This is a genomic window from Streptomyces sp. NBC_00510, from assembly GCA_036013505.1.
GTDB lineage: Bacteria > Actinomycetota > Actinomycetes > Streptomycetales > Streptomycetaceae > Actinacidiphila.
Map to the genome: position 1 here is coordinate 7959422 of CP107851.1, position 15671 is coordinate 7975092.

Sequence of the window (15671 nt, forward strand, 5' to 3'; positions counted from 1 at the left end):
ATGAGCAACCAGCCCGACGGCGGACGCGTGGCGATCGTCACCGGCGCCAGCCGCGGCATCGGCTACGGCATCGCCGAGGCGCTCGTCGCCCGCGGCGACCGCGTCGTCATCACCGGCCGAAACGAGGAGGCGCTGAAGGAGGCCGTCGAACGGCTCGGCGCCGACCGGGCCCTCGGCGTGGCCGGCAAGGCCCACGACGAGGCGCACCAGGCCGAGGTCGTCGAGCGGACGATGGAGGCCTTCGGCCGCGTCGACTACCTTGCCAACAACGCCGGTACGAACCCGGTCTTCGGCCCGCTCGCCGAGCTCGACCTCGGCGTCGCCCGCAAGGTCTTCGAGACCAACGTCATCTCCGCGCTCGGCTTCGCCCAGCAGACGTACAAGGCGTGGATGAAGGAGAACGGCGGCGCGATCGTCAACATCGCCTCCGTGGCGGGCATCAGCGCCTCCCCCTTCATCGGCGCGTACGGCATGAGCAAGGCCGCGATGGTCAACCTCACGCTGCAGCTCGCCTCCGAGATGGCGCCCGGCGTCCGCGCCAACGCCATCGCCCCCGCGGTCGTCAAGACCAGGTTCGCCTCCGCCCTCTACGAGGGCCGCGAGGAGCAGGCCGCTTCCGCCTACCCGCTGGGGCGGCTCGGCGTGCCCGAGGACATCGGCGGCGCCGCCGCCTTCCTGCTCTCGGACGCGGCGGCCTGGATCACCGGCCAGACCCTGGTCGTGGACGGCGGCATCTTCCTCAACGCCGGCGTCGGCGCCTGAGGCTTGCGTCCGCCCGCACTCCCACGTGCACGGTCCCTGGTGCCGGCCGCCGTAGCGGCGGGCGGCACCAGGGACTCGCCCGTATCCGGGGAGTGCACGCGGTGACGCACATCGGCCGGCGTCGCCGGACCGGGGGTCGGCACCCCGTGCCCGGGCGGGCCTGAGGGAAAGCCTGCGCAGGCTGGGCACCGGCCACGTCGACGTCCACTGCGTCCGCATCGAGGACCCGCGCGTCCTGCCCGACCCCGAACCGGAGTTGCGGGCCCGGATGGACACGGTCTGACACCCGGCCGGGCGGATTGTCAGTGCGGAACGGTACGTTCGTCCCCAGTAACGGATCGCGTACCGGAGGTTCCCGACGTGCCCATCACGCTGCCCGAGTCCTGGCAGGCCGTCCTCGGTGAGGAGCTGGAGAAGCCCTACTTCACCCAGCTCACCGAGTTCGTGGAGGAGGAGCGCGGGAAGCACAAGGTCTTCCCGCCGCGCGAGCAGGTCTTCGCGGCCCTGGAGGCCACGCCCTACGACAAGGTGAAGGTGCTGGTCCTCGGCCAGGACCCGTACCACGGCGAGGGCCAGGGGCACGGGCTGTGCTTCTCGGTGCAGCCGGGCGTCAAGACCCCGCCCTCCCTGCGGAACATCTTCAAGGAGATGAAGGAGGAGTACGGCTACCCGATCCCGGACAACGGCTACCTGATGCCGTGGGCGGAGCAGGGCGTGCTGCTGCTCAACGCGGTGCTGACGGTGCGCGAGGCCGAGGCCAACTCGCACAAGGGCAAGGGCTGGGAGAAGTTCACCGACGCGGTCATCAAGGCCGTCGCGTCCCGGCCCGACCCGGCGGTCTTCGTCCTGTGGGGCAACTACGCCAAGAAGAAGCTGCCGCTGATCGACACCGAGCGGCACGCGGTCGTGCAGGGCGCCCACCCGTCGCCGCTGTCGGCCAAGCTCTTCCTGGGCAGCCGTCCCTTCACCCAGATCGACGAGGCGCTCAAGGCACAGGGCCACGACCCGGTGGACTGGCGCATCCCGGACCTGGGCCGCTGAGTCCGTGCCCGGGCCGGGCGACGCACGGGGGTCGTCGCCGGGCCCGGGCCGCACGCTCGGCGCGGCGGCGCCATGCCCCGGAGCGGGGGTCAGTCGCCGGTGACCCCGTCGATGCGTTCACGGATCAGGTCGGCGTGGCCGTTGTGGCGGGCGTACTCCTCGATCATGTGGACGTAGATCCAGCGCAGGGAGATTTCGTGCCTGCCGCGGCGCAGCCCGGTGTCGTCGAGCGACCGGTGGCGGGTCAGCTCGCGGGCGTGCGCGATCTCGGCGCGCCAGGTGGCGAACGCCTCGGCGGTGTCGGCCTGGCCGAGGTCGTGGAACTCGCCGTCGGGGTCCTCCTCGGTGAGGTAGAGCGGGGGCACGTCCTCTCCGGCGAGCACGGTGCGGAACCAGCCCCGTTCGACCCCCGCCATGTGCCGGACCAGGCCGAGCAGGGTGAGGTCGGAGGGGGGCGCGCTGGGGGTGCGCAGCTGTTCGTCGTCCAGGCCGGCGCACTTCATCGCGAGGGTGTCGCGGTGGAAGTCCAGCCAGCTCTCCAGCATGGTGCGCTCGTCGGCGATGTAGGGCGGGTCGGTGCGCTCCGGTGTCGTCGTCATGGCCGTCATGATGGCGGGGGCCTCTGACAGCGTCGACGCATTAACCGGCCGAGCCGCCGGAGCCGCCGGAGCCGCCGCCGAGCATCCCGCGCAGCAGGTCGGCCGCGCCCGCCCGCAACTCGGCCTCGGGCGGGGGCGACACGGACCCGGCGCCCGCGACGGAGTGGAAGAGGACGCCGTCGCACCACGCGATGAGCGACCGCGCGTGACGCTCCGGTTCGGCGGAGCCCACGGCGCGCAGCATCGCCTCCAGCTGCTCGCGGAAGGCGCGGCCCGCGGTGTCGTAGACCGTGCGCAACTCGGGGCGCCGGGTGGCCTCCAGGGCGAGTTCCAGGCGTGCGCGCGTGAGGTCACGGGCCTCGGTGACGGAGCGGTGCAGGAAGTACGCGAGCAGCGCGGCCAGCCCCTCCGGCCCGGGCGCGGACGTGGGGGCGTGGGCCGTCTGCGACTCGCGGAAGGCCAGCCTGCGGACCGCCGCCTCCAGGAGGGCCGCGCGGGTCCGGGCGTGGTTGGACGTCGAGCCCTGCGGCAGACCGGCCGCCTCGTCGACCGCACGGTGGGTCAGCCCGCGCATGCCCCGCTCGGCGAGCAAGGCGAGTGCGGTGTCGGCGATCAGCTCGGGGCGGGACGTCTGCGCGGTGCTCATGACGGCAACCTACCGGCCCCCCGACTCCCGCCCCGGCCCGTCCGCCCGCGGACCGCTGAGGGGTGTCCCCGTCATCCGGCCCCGGCGCGGCCGGGTGTCCGCGACGCGCCCAGGGCCACAGCGGACCCCGGCTCCCGCCCCGGGGCCGGCGCTCGCGGCTCCCACCACTGCCGACGACCCCGTCCCGGGCCGGTTCGCCCCGGGCACGTCCCTGCCGTCGCGCCGGAGCGGCCGATGCGCGCACCGCCGCCCTCACGCGGCTCGAGGCGCCGGCGCCCGGGACGCGGTCAAAGCCCGGGAGAGGGCCGGCGGCGCGGGCTCGGTGCCGACGGCCGCGCCCCTTCGCGCGCTGCCTCCGCCCGCGTCGGTCGTGGGGCACCGATGCCGGCGCTCGGGCTCTCCAGGGTGCCGGCGGCCTCGTCCCGGGCCGACGCGCCCCGGCTCCGTGAGCGTGCGCCGCTCGTCCGCGACCGCCCCGCGCGGCCGGTCGGTGAGGGGCGCCGGAGGCATGGGCGCCCATTCCCCCCGGCACTACAGGTGTAGTACGCTCCCCACTACACCTGTAGTCCCGGGAGGGGAGCGGAAGCCATGACCCGCACATCGGATCGGCCGCACGCCGTCGTCGTCGGAGCCGGCATCGGCGGTCTCGCCGCCGCCGTGGGACTCGGTCTGCGCGGCTGGCGGGTGACCGTCCTGGAGCGGGCCGCGGCGCTCGAACCCGTCGGCGCCGGGATCGGCATCGCGCCCAACGCCCTGCGTGCGCTGGATGTGCTCGGGGTCGGTGAGGCCGTGCGCGCCATGGCCGCCTTCCAGGGCGAGGGCGGGCTGCGCCGCCCCGACGGGCGCTGGCTCTCCCGGACCAGTGGTGAGGCCGCCGCCGAGCGGTTCGGCGGGCCCGTGGTGATCGCCCACCGGGCGGAGCTGGTGGCCGTGCTGTCGGGCCTCCTGCCGGACGGCGCGCTGCGCACCGGGACCCGGGTCCTGTCCGCCTCCCCCGGGGGGAAGGTCAGCACCGAGGACGGGACGATCGACGCCGATCTGGTGGTCGCCGCCGACGGGATCAACTCAGCCGTGCGCGCCGCGCTGTTCCCGGAGCACCCGGGGCCGGTCTACAGCGGCTTCACCAGCTGGCGCACGGTCGTGCCGGCCCCCTCCGCGTACCTCCCGCACGAGACCTGGGGGCGCGGCCGGCTGTGGGGCACCGTCCCGCTCACCGGCGGCCGCGTCTACTGCTACGCCACCGCCGTGACCCCGTCGGGCGGCCGCGCCCCCGACGGGGACGAACGCACCGAGCTGCGGCGGTATTCGGCGACTGGCACCACCCGGTGCCCGAGCTGATCGACTCCGCCGCCCCCGGTGCCGTGCTCCGCAACGACGTCCACCACCTCGTGCGACCGCTGCCCGCCTTCCACCAGGGGCGCATCGCCCTGCTCGGCGACGCGGCGCACGCCATGACGCCCAACCTCGGCCAGGGCGGCTGCCAGGCCCTGGAGGACGCCGTCGTCCTCGCCCACCTCGCCGCCCCCGACGCCGGGGACGAGGCCGTGGCGCGCGCCCTGGCCGCCTACACCGCGCAGCGGCTGCCCCGCACAACGGGCGTCGTACGCCGCTCCTGGAGCATCGGGAGGCTCACCACCTGGTCCTCCCCGCCCGCCGTCGCGCTGCGCGACGCCCTGTTCGCCACCGTCAACCGGGTCGGCCCGCGCCTGGCGCTGCGCAGCCTCGACGGGATCGCCGACTGGCGGCCGCCGGCCGGCCCGTATGCTGCCGACGGCACAGGTCAGGCACTGCAGGCGTAGGCGGGAGCGGCACATGGAACCCCTCAGGATCGGGGTCATCGGACTCGGCGACATCGCGCGCAAGGCGTACCTGCCGGTGCTGACCGCGCAGCCGGGGGTGGAACTCCATCTGCACACCCGCACCCGCGCCACCCTCGACGCCGTCGGCGACACCCACCGGGTCCCGGTCCCGCACCGCCACGAGACCCTCGACGCCCTGCTCGACCAGGGGCTCGACGGGGCGTTCGTGCACGCCCCCACCGAGACGCACGTGGAGATCACCGAACGCCTCATCGCCGCGGGCGTCCCCGTCTACGTCGACAAACCGCTCGCCTACGACCTGGCCGGGGCCGAGCACCTGGTGCGCCTCGCCGAGGAACGCGGGGTCGGGCTGACGGTCGGCTTCAACCGCCGCCACGCTCCGGGCTACGTGCAGTGTGCCGACCACCCGCGCGACCTGATCCTCCTGCAGAAGAACCGCATCGGGCACCCGGAGACCGCGCGCACCGTCGTCTTCGACGACTTCATCCACGTCGTCGACACCCTGCGCTTCCTCCTCCCCGGCCCCGTCGAGCACACCGACGTCCGGGCACGGGTCCGCGGCGGGCTGCTCCACCACGTCACGCTCCAGCTGTCCGGCGAAGGCTTCACCGCGATCGGCGTGATGAACCGCATGAGCGGCTCCAACGAGGAGGTCCTGGAGGTCATGGGCCAGGACAGCAAGCGCCAGGTGTTCAACCTGGCCGAGGTCGTGGACCACAAGGGCCAGCCCACCGTCCGCCGCCGCGGCGACTGGGTCCCCGTCGCCCGCCAGCGCGGAATAGAGGGGATCGCCCTCGCCTTCCTCGACGCCGTACGGCACGGCAAGCCCCTCGACGCCCGCGACGCGCTGCAGACCCATGAACTGTGCGAGCGCGTCGTCACCGCCGTGACCGAGCAGACCTCCTGAGCGCCGCCTCGTACGCGCCCGCCCCGGCCAGCAGCAGCACCCCCAGCCGGGGCACCCAGTCGCCGAGCCGGTCGTACGGGCTGCGCCCGGAACTCAGCGGCACGTCGTAGACCTGCGCCGCGCTGCGCGACGTCCCCAGCGACGGGCCGATCCGCTCGCCGCGGGCGTCGTGGACCGCGCTGATCCCGGTCAGCGTCGCGTGTACCATCGGCCGCCACGACTCGGCCGAGCGCAGCGCCGCCAGCGAGGCGTGCTGTGCGGGCGCCCAGCTCCCCTGGAACGAGGACGTGGAGGACTGCGCCACCAGCAGCTGCGCCCCGTCGTCCGCGAGGTGCCGGCTCATGTCGGGGAACGCCGACTCGAAGCACACCAGGGGGCCCAGCCGCACCGAGCCCTCGTCCATGACCACCTGGTGGTCGCCCCGGATCCGGTCCTCACCGGCGGCCCTGCCCACCGACGTGGCCCAGCCCAGCACGGTGCGGGCCGGGACGTACTCGCCGAAGGGCACCAGCCGCATCTTGTCGTAGACCGGGCCGGCCGGCCCGTCCGGACCCATCAGCACCGAGGTCTTGGATATCCCGAGGCCGTCCGCCCGCCGGGCGTCGACGTTGACCAGGATGTCGGCGCCGACGTCCCGGGACAGCGCGGCCAGCCGGTCGGCCAGGTCGGGGCGCGCCGACAGGTCGAAGCCGACGCTGCTCTCCCCCCACACCACCAGGTCCACGCCCTTGCCCGCGAGCGCACGGGTCAGCCGCTCCCCGCGGTCGAAGCGCGGCTGCGGCCCGTCGATCACCCCCGGCTGCACCACCGCCACCCGCACGGACTCCCCGCTGCGGGCCGGGACCGGCGCCCAGGCCCACACCGCCGTCGTGCCCACCGCCGCGGCCGCCAGCACCGACCCCGCGGCCGCCCGGCACGAGGGCACCGCGAGGAGCGCGGCCAGCGCCGTGTTCACCGCCACCACCAGGAAGCTGACCAGCCACACGCCCCCGATCGAGGCCAGCCGCAGCGCCGGCGCCACCTGCCACTGGCTCGCCCCCAGCAGCCCCCACGGCCCGCCCAGGTACTCCCACGACCGCACCAGCTCGACCAGCAGCCAGGCGGACGGCACCAGCACCGTCGCCGCCAGGACCGTGCGGCGGCCCGGTGTGCCCCCGAGCAGCCGCCGCACCAGCCACCCCCACGGCGCCCACAGGGCCCCCAGCAGCAGGGCGATGAGCACGATGAAGACGTGCAGGCTCGGGATCAGCCAGTGGTGCACGGCCGCCATGAAGCCGGCCCCGCCCAGCCAGCCGTCCAAGGCGGCCCGCCGCCCCGTCGGCGCGGCGCGCGCCAGCAGCATCCACGGCACGAGGGCGACGTACACCAGCCACCACAGCGACGGCGCGGGGAACGCCAGCGCGGGCAGCGCCCCCGCCGCCGCGGCCGCCGCGCCGCGCGTCCAGGGCGAGGCGAGCCGGGGGGAAGCCGTCCGCGGCCCGTCGACCTTCACCGTCACCTGCGCCACTCCTCACACTCGCCTGGCCTCAGTCTCGTTCGTCCGGACGGCCTTGCCCAGAGGGCCACAGCGCGTGAACCGGCGGCCCCGTGCCGTGCGCGCCCCGCCTCCGTCGCGCACGCCGGTTGAGAGTGCCCCGGCGGGGGACCATGCTGAGGGGGAACGGCCGTGAGGACGAGGACGTACCCATGGGAAGGCGTACCGGCCACGGGGAGCACGGGGGAGGGAAGGAGCGCCACGGGCTGAGGCCGCCCGCGGCCGCTGCCGTCGCTGCCGGTGACACGGGGGTGCTGACCGCCTGGGGCGAGGACGCCTGCCGGCTGCTCGGCTGGTCGTCCGCCGAGGTGCTCGGCCGGCCCGCCGGCACCCTGCTCGCCGCCCCGCTGCCCTTCGCCGCACTGCGCCGCATCGCCGCCGGACGCGCCTGGGCGGGCCCCGTCGTCCTGCGCCACCGCGACGGCGGGGACGTGCCGGTCCGGCTGGGGCTGCGCCTCCTCAGCGACGCGTCGGGCACCGCGCACTGGGCCGTCACCGCGACCGCCCCCGGGCGACCGGAACCGGACGCCGGGGTCCTCGCCCAGCTCCCGGTCGCCGTCGCCGTCTACGACCGCGAGGTACGGCTCAGCACCGCCAACGCGGCGATGGAGCGCCTGGTCGGCAGGAGCGTGGAGGAGGTGCGCGGGCAGCGGCTGCGCGAGTTCATGCCCGGCGCGGCCTTCGAGGAGTTCGACCGCGTCCAGGAGGAGGTGATGCAGACCGGCGCGACCGCGCGCCTGGAGAGCCTCGGCCGCCCGCCCGGCGACGACCGCGACCACGCGTACGCGATGCTGGTCTTCCCGCTCAGGGACGGGTCGGGACAGGTCACCGGGGTGTCCGCCGCGGTCTACGAGACGACCGAGCAGTTCCACGCCCGGCGCCGCCTGGACATCGTCAACGAGGCGAGCACCTGCATCGGCACCACCCTGGACATCACCCGCACCGCGCAGGAACTCGCCGACGTCTCCGTACGGCGGTTCGCCGACATGGTCAGCGTCGACCTGCTGGACTCCGTCGTCCGCGGTGAGGAACCCGGCCCGTTGCCGGCCGCGGGCGCCCTCGCCTTCCGCCGCGTCGCCCAGCAGTCCGTGCTGCCCGGCTGTCCCGAGGCCGCGGCCCAGGTCGGGGAGCTGGACACGGTGCCCGAGCACTCACCGGCCGCCTGCGCCCTGGTCACCGGGCGGGGGTCGCTGCACCGCACCCACGAGCCGGAGATCCGGCGCTGGACGGAGTACGACCGCGCCCGCGGCAGGAGCGTCGTCGACTACGGCGTGCACTCGCTGATGGTCGTGCCGCTGCGCGCCCGGGGCGCGACCCTCGGGCTGGCGATCTTCATCCGGCACCGCACCCTCGACCCCTTCCACGCCGACGACCTGCTGCTCGCCGAGGAGATCGCCGCCCGGGCCGCCGTCTGCGTGGACAACGCCCGCCGCTACTCCAGGGAACGGGCCACCGCCCTCACCCTGCAGCGCAGCATGCTCCCCCGGCACTCCCCGCGGCAGGCCGCCGTCGAGGTCGCCTCCCGTTACCTGCCGGCCGGCTCCCGGGCGGGCGTGGGCGGCGACTGGTTCGACGTGATCCCGCTCAGCGGCGCCCGGGTGGCGCTCGTGGTGGGCGACGTCGTAGGCCACGGGGTGCACGCCTCGGCGACGATGGGACGGCTGCGCACCGCCGTGCGGACCCTCGCCGACGTCGACCTGGCGCCAGACGAACTCCTCACCCAGCTCGACGACCTGGTGGTACGCCTCGACATGGAGGAGGGGCAGGGCATCGAGGGCGGCTCGGACCAGTTCTCCGGGGAGGTCGGCGCCACCTGCCTGTACGCGGTCTACGACCCCGTCACCCGGCGCTGCACCATGGCACGCGCCGGCCACCCGCTGCCCGCCGTGGTGCTGCCCGGCGGCCGGGCCGACTTCCCCGACCTGCCCGCTGGGCCGCCGCTGGGGCTGGGCGGGCTGCCCTTCGAGTCGGCGGAGCTGGACCTGCCCGAGGGCAGCCTGCTGGCCCTGTACACGGACGGCCTGATCGAATCGGCCGGGCACGACGTCGACGCGGGGCTCGCGCTGCTCGCCCGGACGCTCACCCGGCCGGCGGGGAGCCTGGACGAACTCTGCGACAACGTGCTGTACGGGCTGCTGCCGGACCGGCCCCGCGACGACATCGCGCTGCTGGTCGCCCGGACCCGCGCCCTCGACGCCCACCAGGTCGCCACCTGGGAGCTGCCCGACGACCCGGCCGTCGTCGCGCAGGCGCGCAGGACGACCGCGGAGCAACTCCGCGAGTGGGGGCTGGGGGAGGCCGTGTTCATCACGGAACTGGTCGTCAGCGAACTGGTCACCAACGCGATCCGCTACGCCGGCGGCGGCCCGATCCAGCTCCGGCTGATCCGCGACGCCACCTTGATCTGCGAGGTCTCCGACACCAGCAGCACCGCCCCGCACCTGCGCCGTGCCCGGATCTTCGACGAGGGCGGCCGCGGGCTGCTGCTCGTCGCCCAGCTCACCCAGCGCTGGGGATCCCGGCAGACGCCCACCGGCAAGACGATCTGGGCCGAGCAGGAACTGGCCTGACCCTCCGACGCGGCGTCATCCTCTGCTGATCGGCCCGACCTTGAAGTGTCGTCAGCCGTCGCGGGACCAGTCGCCCTGCCGGCCGCCGTTCCACTGGCCGCCGTGCCAGCCGGTGCCGCCGCCGGTGCGGTGCCGGCCGCCGAGGTGACCCTGCTCGCCCGAGCGGTGCGCGGCGATGGCGCGGGCCACGGCCTCCTGCCAGTCCTCGCTGTCCCAGGTGCCGCTGACGCGTGCGTGGCGGCCCGGGGCCGGGGCGTCGCCCGGGGCGTCCGGCCGCGCGGTGTCGCGCGTTCCGGTGCTCGCCGCGGTACCCGTATCCGTACCCGTCGACGCGGCCTTCGTGACCGCCGCAGTGTCGGCCTTCGTGGTCTCGGCGGAGACGGCCGCGCCCGCGGCGGTCGGCACCATGGCGTCCTCGACGGACCCGTCCGGCACGGCCCTGGCCGGCCCCTGGGCGGCTTCCGCGACGCCGCCGGAGCCGCCGTGCGGCATGAGCATGGACAGTCCCGCGATGGCGCCGGTCGCCGTCAGCACGGCGGTGCCCAGCGAGGCGCGGCCGGGACCGCCGCGCTGCCCGCGGTGGCGGCCGCCGACGACCTCTCCGCTGATGACCTTGACCTCCGCGGCCTCACCCGCCTCCACCGGCTGCGGCCGGGGTATCACCTCGGTGGGGTCCAGCGCACCCGGGTCGGGGTGGCTCGGTGCCTCGGCGGGCAGGGGGAGAGAATCGGCCATGGCTGCGATCATTCACATCCGGCGGCCCGATGTCCAGTTCTCCCGAAGATCCAACTGTCTGTTCATGGTGCGGTATTGACGCCGAAACCGGGCGGAACCGTCCCGTCGCCGCTCGCACCCCGCCGCCCCGGGGCGCACACTGGTCGCATGCCGGAGCTGCCCGAAGTCGAAGCCCTGGCCGGTTTCCTCACCGGCCGCATGGCCGGCCACGCCATCGCCCGGGTGCTGCCGGTGGCGGTGAGCGTCCTGAAGACCTACGACCCCCCGCTGGACGCGCTGCACGGGCGCACCGTGATCTCCGTCGGGCGCCGGGGCAAGTTCCTGGTCTTCACCACCGACGAGGGCGCGGGCCCGTACCTCGCCGTCCACCTGGCCCGGGGCGGCTGGCTGCGCTGGAAGGACGACCTGCCCGCGACCCCGCCCCGCCCCGGCAAGGGCCCGCTCGCACTGCGGCTGCTGATGGCGGAACCGGAGGGCGCCGGCTTCGACCTGACGGAGGCGGGGACGCAGAAACGGCTCGCCGTCCACTGCGTCCGGGACCTCGCGGACGTCCCCGGCATCGCCCGCCTCGGCCCCGAACCGCTCGATGCCGCCTTCACCCTCGAGGTCTTCGCGGCCCTGCTCTCCGGCGAACGCCGCCGCATCAAGGGCGTCCTGCGCGACCAGGGCGTCATCGCCGGTGTCGGCAACGCCTATTCGGACGAGGTGCTGCACGCCGCCAGGATGTCGCCGTACGCGCTCGCCGCGAACCTCTCCGCGGAGGAGGTCAGCCGGTTGTACGAAGCGCTGCTCACCACCCTCCGGGACGCCGTCGAACGCTCCCGCGGCCTGGCCGCGGGAGACCTGAAGGGCGAGAAGAAGACCGGGCTGCGGGTGCACGGGCGCACCGGCGAACCGTGCCCCGTCTGCGGCGACACGATCCGCGAGGTCTCCTTCAGCGACTCATCCCTGCAGTACTGCCCCACCTGCCAGACCGGCGGGAAGCCGCTCGCCGACCGGAGGATGTCGCGGCTGCTGAAGTAGCCGCCCGGCGGGCGGTGACCCAGGATGACTGGTGATCGAAAGGGTGCGCCATGTCCGATTCCACCGGGTACCGCTATGACGAGCTGGGTGCGCTGTTCCTCAACTGCACGCTGAAGCGCTCCCCCGAGGTCAGCAACACCGAGGGGCTCATCGACCGCAGCCGCGCCCTGATGGAGGCGCAGGGGGTCCGCACCGAGGTCGTCCGCGCCGTCGACGAGGACATCGCCACCGGCGTCTGGCCCGACATGACCGAGCACGGCTGGCGGACCGACGCCTGGCCCGCCCTGTACGAGAAGGTGCTCGCCGCCGACATCCTCGTCCTGTGCGGCCCGATCTGGCTCGGCGACAACTCCTCCGTCACCAAGCGTGTCGTCGAGCGGCTCTACGCCTGCTCCAGCCTGCTCAACGACCGCGGCCAGTACGCCTACTACGGCCGGGTCGGCGGCTGTCTCGTCACGGGCAACGAGGACGGCGTCAAGCACTGCGCCATGAACCTCCTCTACAGCCTCCAGCACCTGGGCTACACCGTCCCGCCGCAGGCCGACGCCGGCTGGATCGGCGAGGCCGGCCCCGGGCCCTCCTACCTCGACCCGGGCTCCGGCGGCCCGGAGAACGACTTCACCAACCGGAACCTCTCCTTCATGACCTGGAACCTGATGCACCTGGCCGCCCTGCTCAAGCGCTCCGGCGGCATCCCGGGCCACGGCAACCAGCGGAGCGCCTGGGACGCCGGCTGCCGCCCCGACTTCGCGAACCCGGAGCACCGCTGACATGCGCATCGCGATCTTCGGAGCCACCGGCCACGTGGGACGCGAACTCGTGGCGCAGGCGCTCGACGCGGGCCACGAGGTCACCGCCCTGGCCCGCGACCCCGCAGCGCTCCCTCCGCACGAACGGCTGACGGTCGTACCCGGCGACGTCCGGGACCCCGAGGCCGTCGGCCGCGTGATCGCGGGCGCCGACGGGGTGCTCAGCGCCCTCGGCACCCGCTCCCCGCGCGGCGGGACGGTCTGCGCCGACGGGATGCGGCGCATCCTCCCCGCCATGCGGGCGCTCGGCGTACGGCGGCTGGTGGCCGTCGGCGCCTACGGGTCGGGACCCGGCCGGCGCGGTGTGTACCGGGCCGCGACCTCGCTGGTCATCCCGGCCATCATGCGGGACAAGGACCGCCAGGAGGAGCTGATCCGCGCCGAGGGCGACCTGTGGACGATCGTGCGGCCCGCCGTCGTCACCGGCGGCCGCTACTCCGGTGTCTACCGCACCGGATCCGACCTGCGGCTCGGTCTCGCCTCCCGGGTCAGCCGGGCCGACGTCGCCGACTTCATGCTCCGTGCCCTCGGCTCCGAGGACTGCGTACGGCGGGCGGTGGCCATCAGCTCCTGACCGCCCGGACGGCCCACCGCGGGCGGCGCCCCCCGCGGCGGGCGCCGAGACTGGCCGTACGCGCCCGCACCGCCCCGGAAGGACCCCGCCATGCCCACCAACCGCCGCAAGGACCTCGGACTGCTCGCGCTGCGCCTCGGGACCGGCTCGGTGCTCTTCGCGCACGGCGCCCAGAAGCTCTTCGGCTGGTTCGGCGGCCACGGCCTGGAGGGCACGGGCGAGGCGATGGAGTCCATGGGCTTCCGGCCCGGCCGGCGCAGCGCGCTCGCCTCGGGCCTCGCCGAGGCCGGCGGCGGCACCCTGCTGGCGCTCGGCCTGGCCACCCCGGCCGCGGGCGCGGCCGCCGCCGGCGGGATGGCCGGCGCCGTCTCCGTGCACCTGCCGGCCGGCTTCTTCTCCGCCTCGGGCGGCTTCGAGCACCCGGCCTTCCTCGGCTTCACGGCCGCCGCGATCGGCATCGCCGGGCCCGGCCGCTACTCCCTGGACCATCTGACCGGCGACGTACTGGACTGCTCCTGGACGGTCGTGGCCTCCTTCGCGGCCAGTGCCGTCGCCGCGGCGGTGGTGATCTCCCGCCGCAACGCCGCCGTACGCGCCGACATGGCGGCCGAACTGCCGCAGCCCTGACCGGACGGTGGACGCGGCGGTCCGGTCCTGACACAGTCCTGCTCTCGGCACCGAGAGACGGGACAGGGATGGGCGACCGGGCGGACCACCAGTACGAGATCTACCTCAACGGGCTCGCGGGCGTGCTGCCCGCGCTCCCCACCGACCTGACGCGGCTGGAGGGACTGGCCGCCGAGCGCCTGGCGCCCGGCCCCTTCGGCTACGTCGCCGGCAGCGCGGGCAGCGGCCGCACGGAACGCGCCAACCGGGAGGCCCTGGACCGGCTGCGGATCGTGCCGCGCATGCTGCGCGACGTGTCCGCGCGCGACCTGACGGTGGAGGTCCTCGGCCGCACGCTGAGCGCCCCGCTCGCGCTGGGCCCGGTCGGCGTGCTGTCGATCGTGCACCCCGACGCCGAGCGCGCGGCCGCCCGTGCCGCCGCCGCGCAAGGGGTGCCCTTCGTGCTCTCCTCGGCGTCCAGCACGCCCATGGAGGAGGTCGCCGAGGCGATGGGCGACGCGGAACGCTGGTTCCAGCTGTACTGGGCCAAGGACCGCGAGGTCACGCGGAGCTTCCTGGGCCGTGCCAGGGCCGCCGGCTACACCGCGCTGCTCGTCACCCTCGACACCCCGTTGCTCGCCTGGCGCCCCCGCGACCTGGACCAGGCGTACCTGCCCTTCCTCAAGGGCATCGGCACCGCCAACTACTTCACCGACCCGGCCTTCCTCGCGGGCCTCGCCAAGCCCGTCGAGGAGGACCTGAACGCGGCCGTCCTGCACTTCGTCGGCATGTTCGCCGACCCCGGCAAGACCTGGCCCGACCTCGCCTTCCTGCGCGAGAACTGGGACGGCCCCATCGTCCTCAAGGGCGTGCAACACCCCGACGACGCCCGTCTGGCCGCCGACGCCGGCATGGACGGCGTCGTCGTCTCCAACCACGGCGGCCGCCAGGTCGGCGGCGCGATCGGCGCCGCCGAGACCCTGCCCGCCGTGGCCCGCGCCGTCGGCGACCGACTCGCCGTCCTCTTCGACAGCGGCATCCGCACCGGCGACGACGTCCTCAAGGCGCTCGCCCTCGGTGCCGACGCCGTCCTCGTCGGCCGCCCCTACGCCTACGGCCTCGGCCTCGACGGCCAGGCGGGCGTCGAGCACGTCATCCGCTGCCTGCTCGCCGAGTTCGACCTCACCCTCGCCCTGTCGGGCCACTCCCGCCCGGGGGACCTGGGTCCGGAGGCGCTGTCCTTGGGGTCGTGACAGGGCGTCAGGCAGGGGCGCCGGCCGGCTTGCGGACGCGGAAGGCGAACTGCCCGCAGTAGGTGAGCTTGCGGAGGTTCGCCAGGGCGGCGCCCCGCTTCGTCCGCTGCGCCCAGGTGTCGATCTCGGCGTTCAGGGGCGACGCCTCGTCCCAGTACCGGCCGTACTCGGGCGGCCGGCCGTGGTACGAGCGCATGATGAGGGTCACCCCGTCCAGGGAGGGCCGGATCTCCTCCAGGGCGAGCCCGGCCTCCTCGACCAGCACCCGGAAGCCGTAGGGCGTGTAGTTCCAGAGGCTGAAGGAGTGGTACGGCTCGAACTGCGAGGTGCTGCCGATGAAGACCGCGCCCGGCCGCAGCACGCGGCCGATCTCGGCCAGCAGCTCCCTCGGACGGGAGACGTGCTCGAACACCTGGTGCGAGTAGATCAGCGGGACGGCGCCGGTGCGGAAGGGCAGCCGGACGCCGTCGTAGTGGACGACCGGGTCCCCGCCGGCGGTGCGCTGCCGTGCCTCGGGGGAGTCGCCGATGTCGACGCCCACCCAGCGCACCTCCGGGTTGTGCCGGCGGAAGCGCGCGGCCGAGGTGCCGCGGCCGCAGCCGAGGTCCACCACCTGGTCCGGCGCGTGGGCGGAGGTCATGGCCTCGTCGAGGTAGAAGCGCGACGTGACCTGGCGGGCGTGGTCGTCGGGGATGCAGTCGCGCATGAGCTCCCACAGGGTTGCCATGGACCCGATGCTACGGACGGCCCGCGGGCCGGGACCAGCGGCGCGCGGCCGTGGCCGTGCCCGCA

14 protein-coding genes and 1 pseudogene are annotated in these 15671 nt (G+C 74.8%); 10 read left to right on the forward strand and 5 right to left on the reverse strand.

What is annotated here, in order from left to right:
• Together OG937_36030 and OG937_36035 are read left to right on the forward strand one after the other, a co-directional pair.
• Positions 1 to 762, forward strand: a complete 762-nt coding sequence (locus tag OG937_36030) for an SDR family oxidoreductase (GenBank protein WUD76719.1) — start codon at positions 1 to 3, stop codon at positions 760 to 762.
• A 360-nt stretch (positions 763 to 1122) separates the two neighbouring features.
• Positions 1123 to 1803 (forward strand): uracil-DNA glycosylase, encoded by a 681-nt coding sequence (locus OG937_36035; GenBank protein ID WUD76720.1) that lies wholly within the window; start codon positions 1123 to 1125, stop codon positions 1801 to 1803.
• 89 nt (positions 1804 to 1892) lie between these two features.
• On the opposite strand, the gene OG937_36040 is transcribed toward OG937_36035, so the two are convergent.
• Positions 1893 to 2402, reverse strand: coding sequence for a DinB family protein (locus OG937_36040; protein ID WUD76721.1), 510 nt, complete (start codon positions 2400 to 2402; stop codon positions 1893 to 1895).
• Between the two features lie 40 nt (positions 2403 to 2442).
• The gene (locus OG937_36045) at positions 2443 to 3048 is read right to left on the reverse strand and encodes a TetR family transcriptional regulator C-terminal domain-containing protein (protein WUD76722.1); all 606 of its coding nucleotides are present in this window, start codon (positions 3046 to 3048) and stop codon (positions 2443 to 2445) included.
• A 588-nt stretch (positions 3049 to 3636) separates the two neighbouring features.
• Between OG937_36045 and OG937_36050 the strand changes: the two are divergent.
• Both OG937_36050 and OG937_36055 read left to right on the forward strand, forming a co-directional pair.
• Positions 3637 to 4847, forward strand: a pseudogene (locus OG937_36050) (FAD-dependent monooxygenase).
• Between the two features lie 13 nt (positions 4848 to 4860).
• On the forward strand, positions 4861 to 5775 hold the full coding sequence (locus OG937_36055) for a Gfo/Idh/MocA family oxidoreductase (GenBank protein ID WUD76723.1): 915 nt from the start codon (positions 4861 to 4863) through the stop codon (positions 5773 to 5775).
• Here OG937_36055 and lnt read toward each other — a convergent pair.
• Positions 5747 to 7273 (reverse strand): apolipoprotein N-acyltransferase, encoded by a 1527-nt coding sequence (gene lnt, locus OG937_36060; GenBank protein ID WUD76724.1) that lies wholly within the window; start codon positions 7271 to 7273, stop codon positions 5747 to 5749. The genes OG937_36055 and lnt overlap by 29 nt on opposite strands.
• A gap of 188 nt (positions 7274 to 7461) precedes the next feature.
• Between lnt and OG937_36065 the strand changes: the two genes are divergently transcribed.
• Positions 7462 to 9879 carry a SpoIIE family protein phosphatase gene (locus OG937_36065; GenBank protein WUD76725.1) on the forward strand — a complete coding sequence of 806 codons (2418 nt, stop codon included), beginning with the start codon at positions 7462 to 7464 and terminating at the stop codon, positions 9877 to 9879.
• Positions 9880 to 9930: 51 nt separating this feature from the next.
• Here OG937_36065 and OG937_36070 read toward each other — a convergent pair whose 3' ends face one another.
• Entirely contained in the window at positions 9931 to 10614 is a 684-nt protein-coding gene (locus tag OG937_36070) for a hypothetical protein (GenBank protein WUD76726.1), read from the reverse strand.
• 147 nt (positions 10615 to 10761) lie between these two features.
• Here OG937_36070 and OG937_36075 point away from each other — a divergent pair, with 147 nt between their 5' ends.
• The 5 genes from OG937_36075 (at position 10762) to OG937_36095 (ending at position 14879) form a co-directional block, all read left to right on the forward strand.
• Positions 10762 to 11637: an Fpg/Nei family DNA glycosylase gene (locus tag OG937_36075; protein WUD76727.1), complete on the forward strand. Its 876-nt coding sequence runs from the start codon at positions 10762 to 10764 to the stop codon at positions 11635 to 11637.
• A gap of 50 nt (positions 11638 to 11687) precedes the next feature.
• The gene (locus OG937_36080) at positions 11688 to 12407 is read left to right on the forward strand and encodes a flavodoxin family protein (GenBank protein WUD76728.1); all 720 of its coding nucleotides are present in this window, start codon (positions 11688 to 11690) and stop codon (positions 12405 to 12407) included.
• A gap of 1 nt (position 12408) precedes the next feature.
• Positions 12409 to 13020 (forward strand): SDR family oxidoreductase, encoded by a 612-nt coding sequence (locus tag OG937_36085; GenBank protein ID WUD76729.1) that lies wholly within the window; start codon positions 12409 to 12411, stop codon positions 13018 to 13020.
• 90 nt (positions 13021 to 13110) lie between these two features.
• Positions 13111 to 13647, forward strand: a complete 537-nt coding sequence (locus OG937_36090) for a DoxX family protein (GenBank protein ID WUD76730.1) — start codon at positions 13111 to 13113, stop codon at positions 13645 to 13647.
• Between the two features lie 68 nt (positions 13648 to 13715).
• Positions 13716 to 14879 carry a lactate 2-monooxygenase gene (locus OG937_36095; GenBank protein ID WUD76731.1) on the forward strand — a complete coding sequence of 388 codons (1164 nt, stop codon included), beginning with the start codon at positions 13716 to 13718 and terminating at the stop codon, positions 14877 to 14879.
• 7 nt (positions 14880 to 14886) lie between these two features.
• Here the strand turns inward: OG937_36095 and OG937_36100 are convergent, their stop codons facing one another.
• On the reverse strand, positions 14887 to 15606 hold the full coding sequence (locus OG937_36100; protein WUD76732.1) for a methyltransferase domain-containing protein: 720 nt from the start codon (positions 15604 to 15606) through the stop codon (positions 14887 to 14889).
• Positions 15607 to 15671: the final 65 nt, after the last annotated feature.

What these genes read in the sequence shown, in the direction of transcription:
- OG937_36075 (WUD76727.1), top strand. Translation starts at nt 10,762, where the DNA reads ATGCCGGAGCTGCCCGAAGTCGAAGCCCTGGCCGGTTTCCTCACCGGC.
- OG937_36030 (WUD76719.1), top strand. Translation starts at nt 1, where the DNA reads ATGAGCAACCAGCCCGACGGCGGACGCGTGGCGATCGTCACCGGCGCC.
- OG937_36100 (WUD76732.1), bottom strand. Translation starts at nt 15,606, where the DNA reads ATGGCAACCCTGTGGGAGCTCATGCGCGACTGCATCCCCGACGACCAC.
- OG937_36045 (WUD76722.1), bottom strand. Translation starts at nt 3,048, where the DNA reads ATGAGCACCGCGCAGACGTCCCGCCCCGAGCTGATCGCCGACACCGCA.
- OG937_36055 (WUD76723.1), top strand. Translation starts at nt 4,861, where the DNA reads ATGGAACCCCTCAGGATCGGGGTCATCGGACTCGGCGACATCGCGCGC.
- OG937_36040 (WUD76721.1), bottom strand. Translation starts at nt 2,402, where the DNA reads ATGACGACGACACCGGAGCGCACCGACCCGCCCTACATCGCCGACGAG.
- OG937_36090 (WUD76730.1), top strand. Translation starts at nt 13,111, where the DNA reads ATGCCCACCAACCGCCGCAAGGACCTCGGACTGCTCGCGCTGCGCCTC.
- OG937_36080 (WUD76728.1), top strand. Translation starts at nt 11,688, where the DNA reads ATGTCCGATTCCACCGGGTACCGCTATGACGAGCTGGGTGCGCTGTTC.
- OG937_36085 (WUD76729.1), top strand. Translation starts at nt 12,409, where the DNA reads ATGCGCATCGCGATCTTCGGAGCCACCGGCCACGTGGGACGCGAACTC.
- OG937_36065 (WUD76725.1), top strand. Translation starts at nt 7,462, where the DNA reads ATGGGAAGGCGTACCGGCCACGGGGAGCACGGGGGAGGGAAGGAGCGC.
- OG937_36095 (WUD76731.1), top strand. Translation starts at nt 13,716, where the DNA reads ATGGGCGACCGGGCGGACCACCAGTACGAGATCTACCTCAACGGGCTC.
- OG937_36070 (WUD76726.1), bottom strand. Translation starts at nt 10,614, where the DNA reads ATGGCCGATTCTCTCCCCCTGCCCGCCGAGGCACCGAGCCACCCCGAC.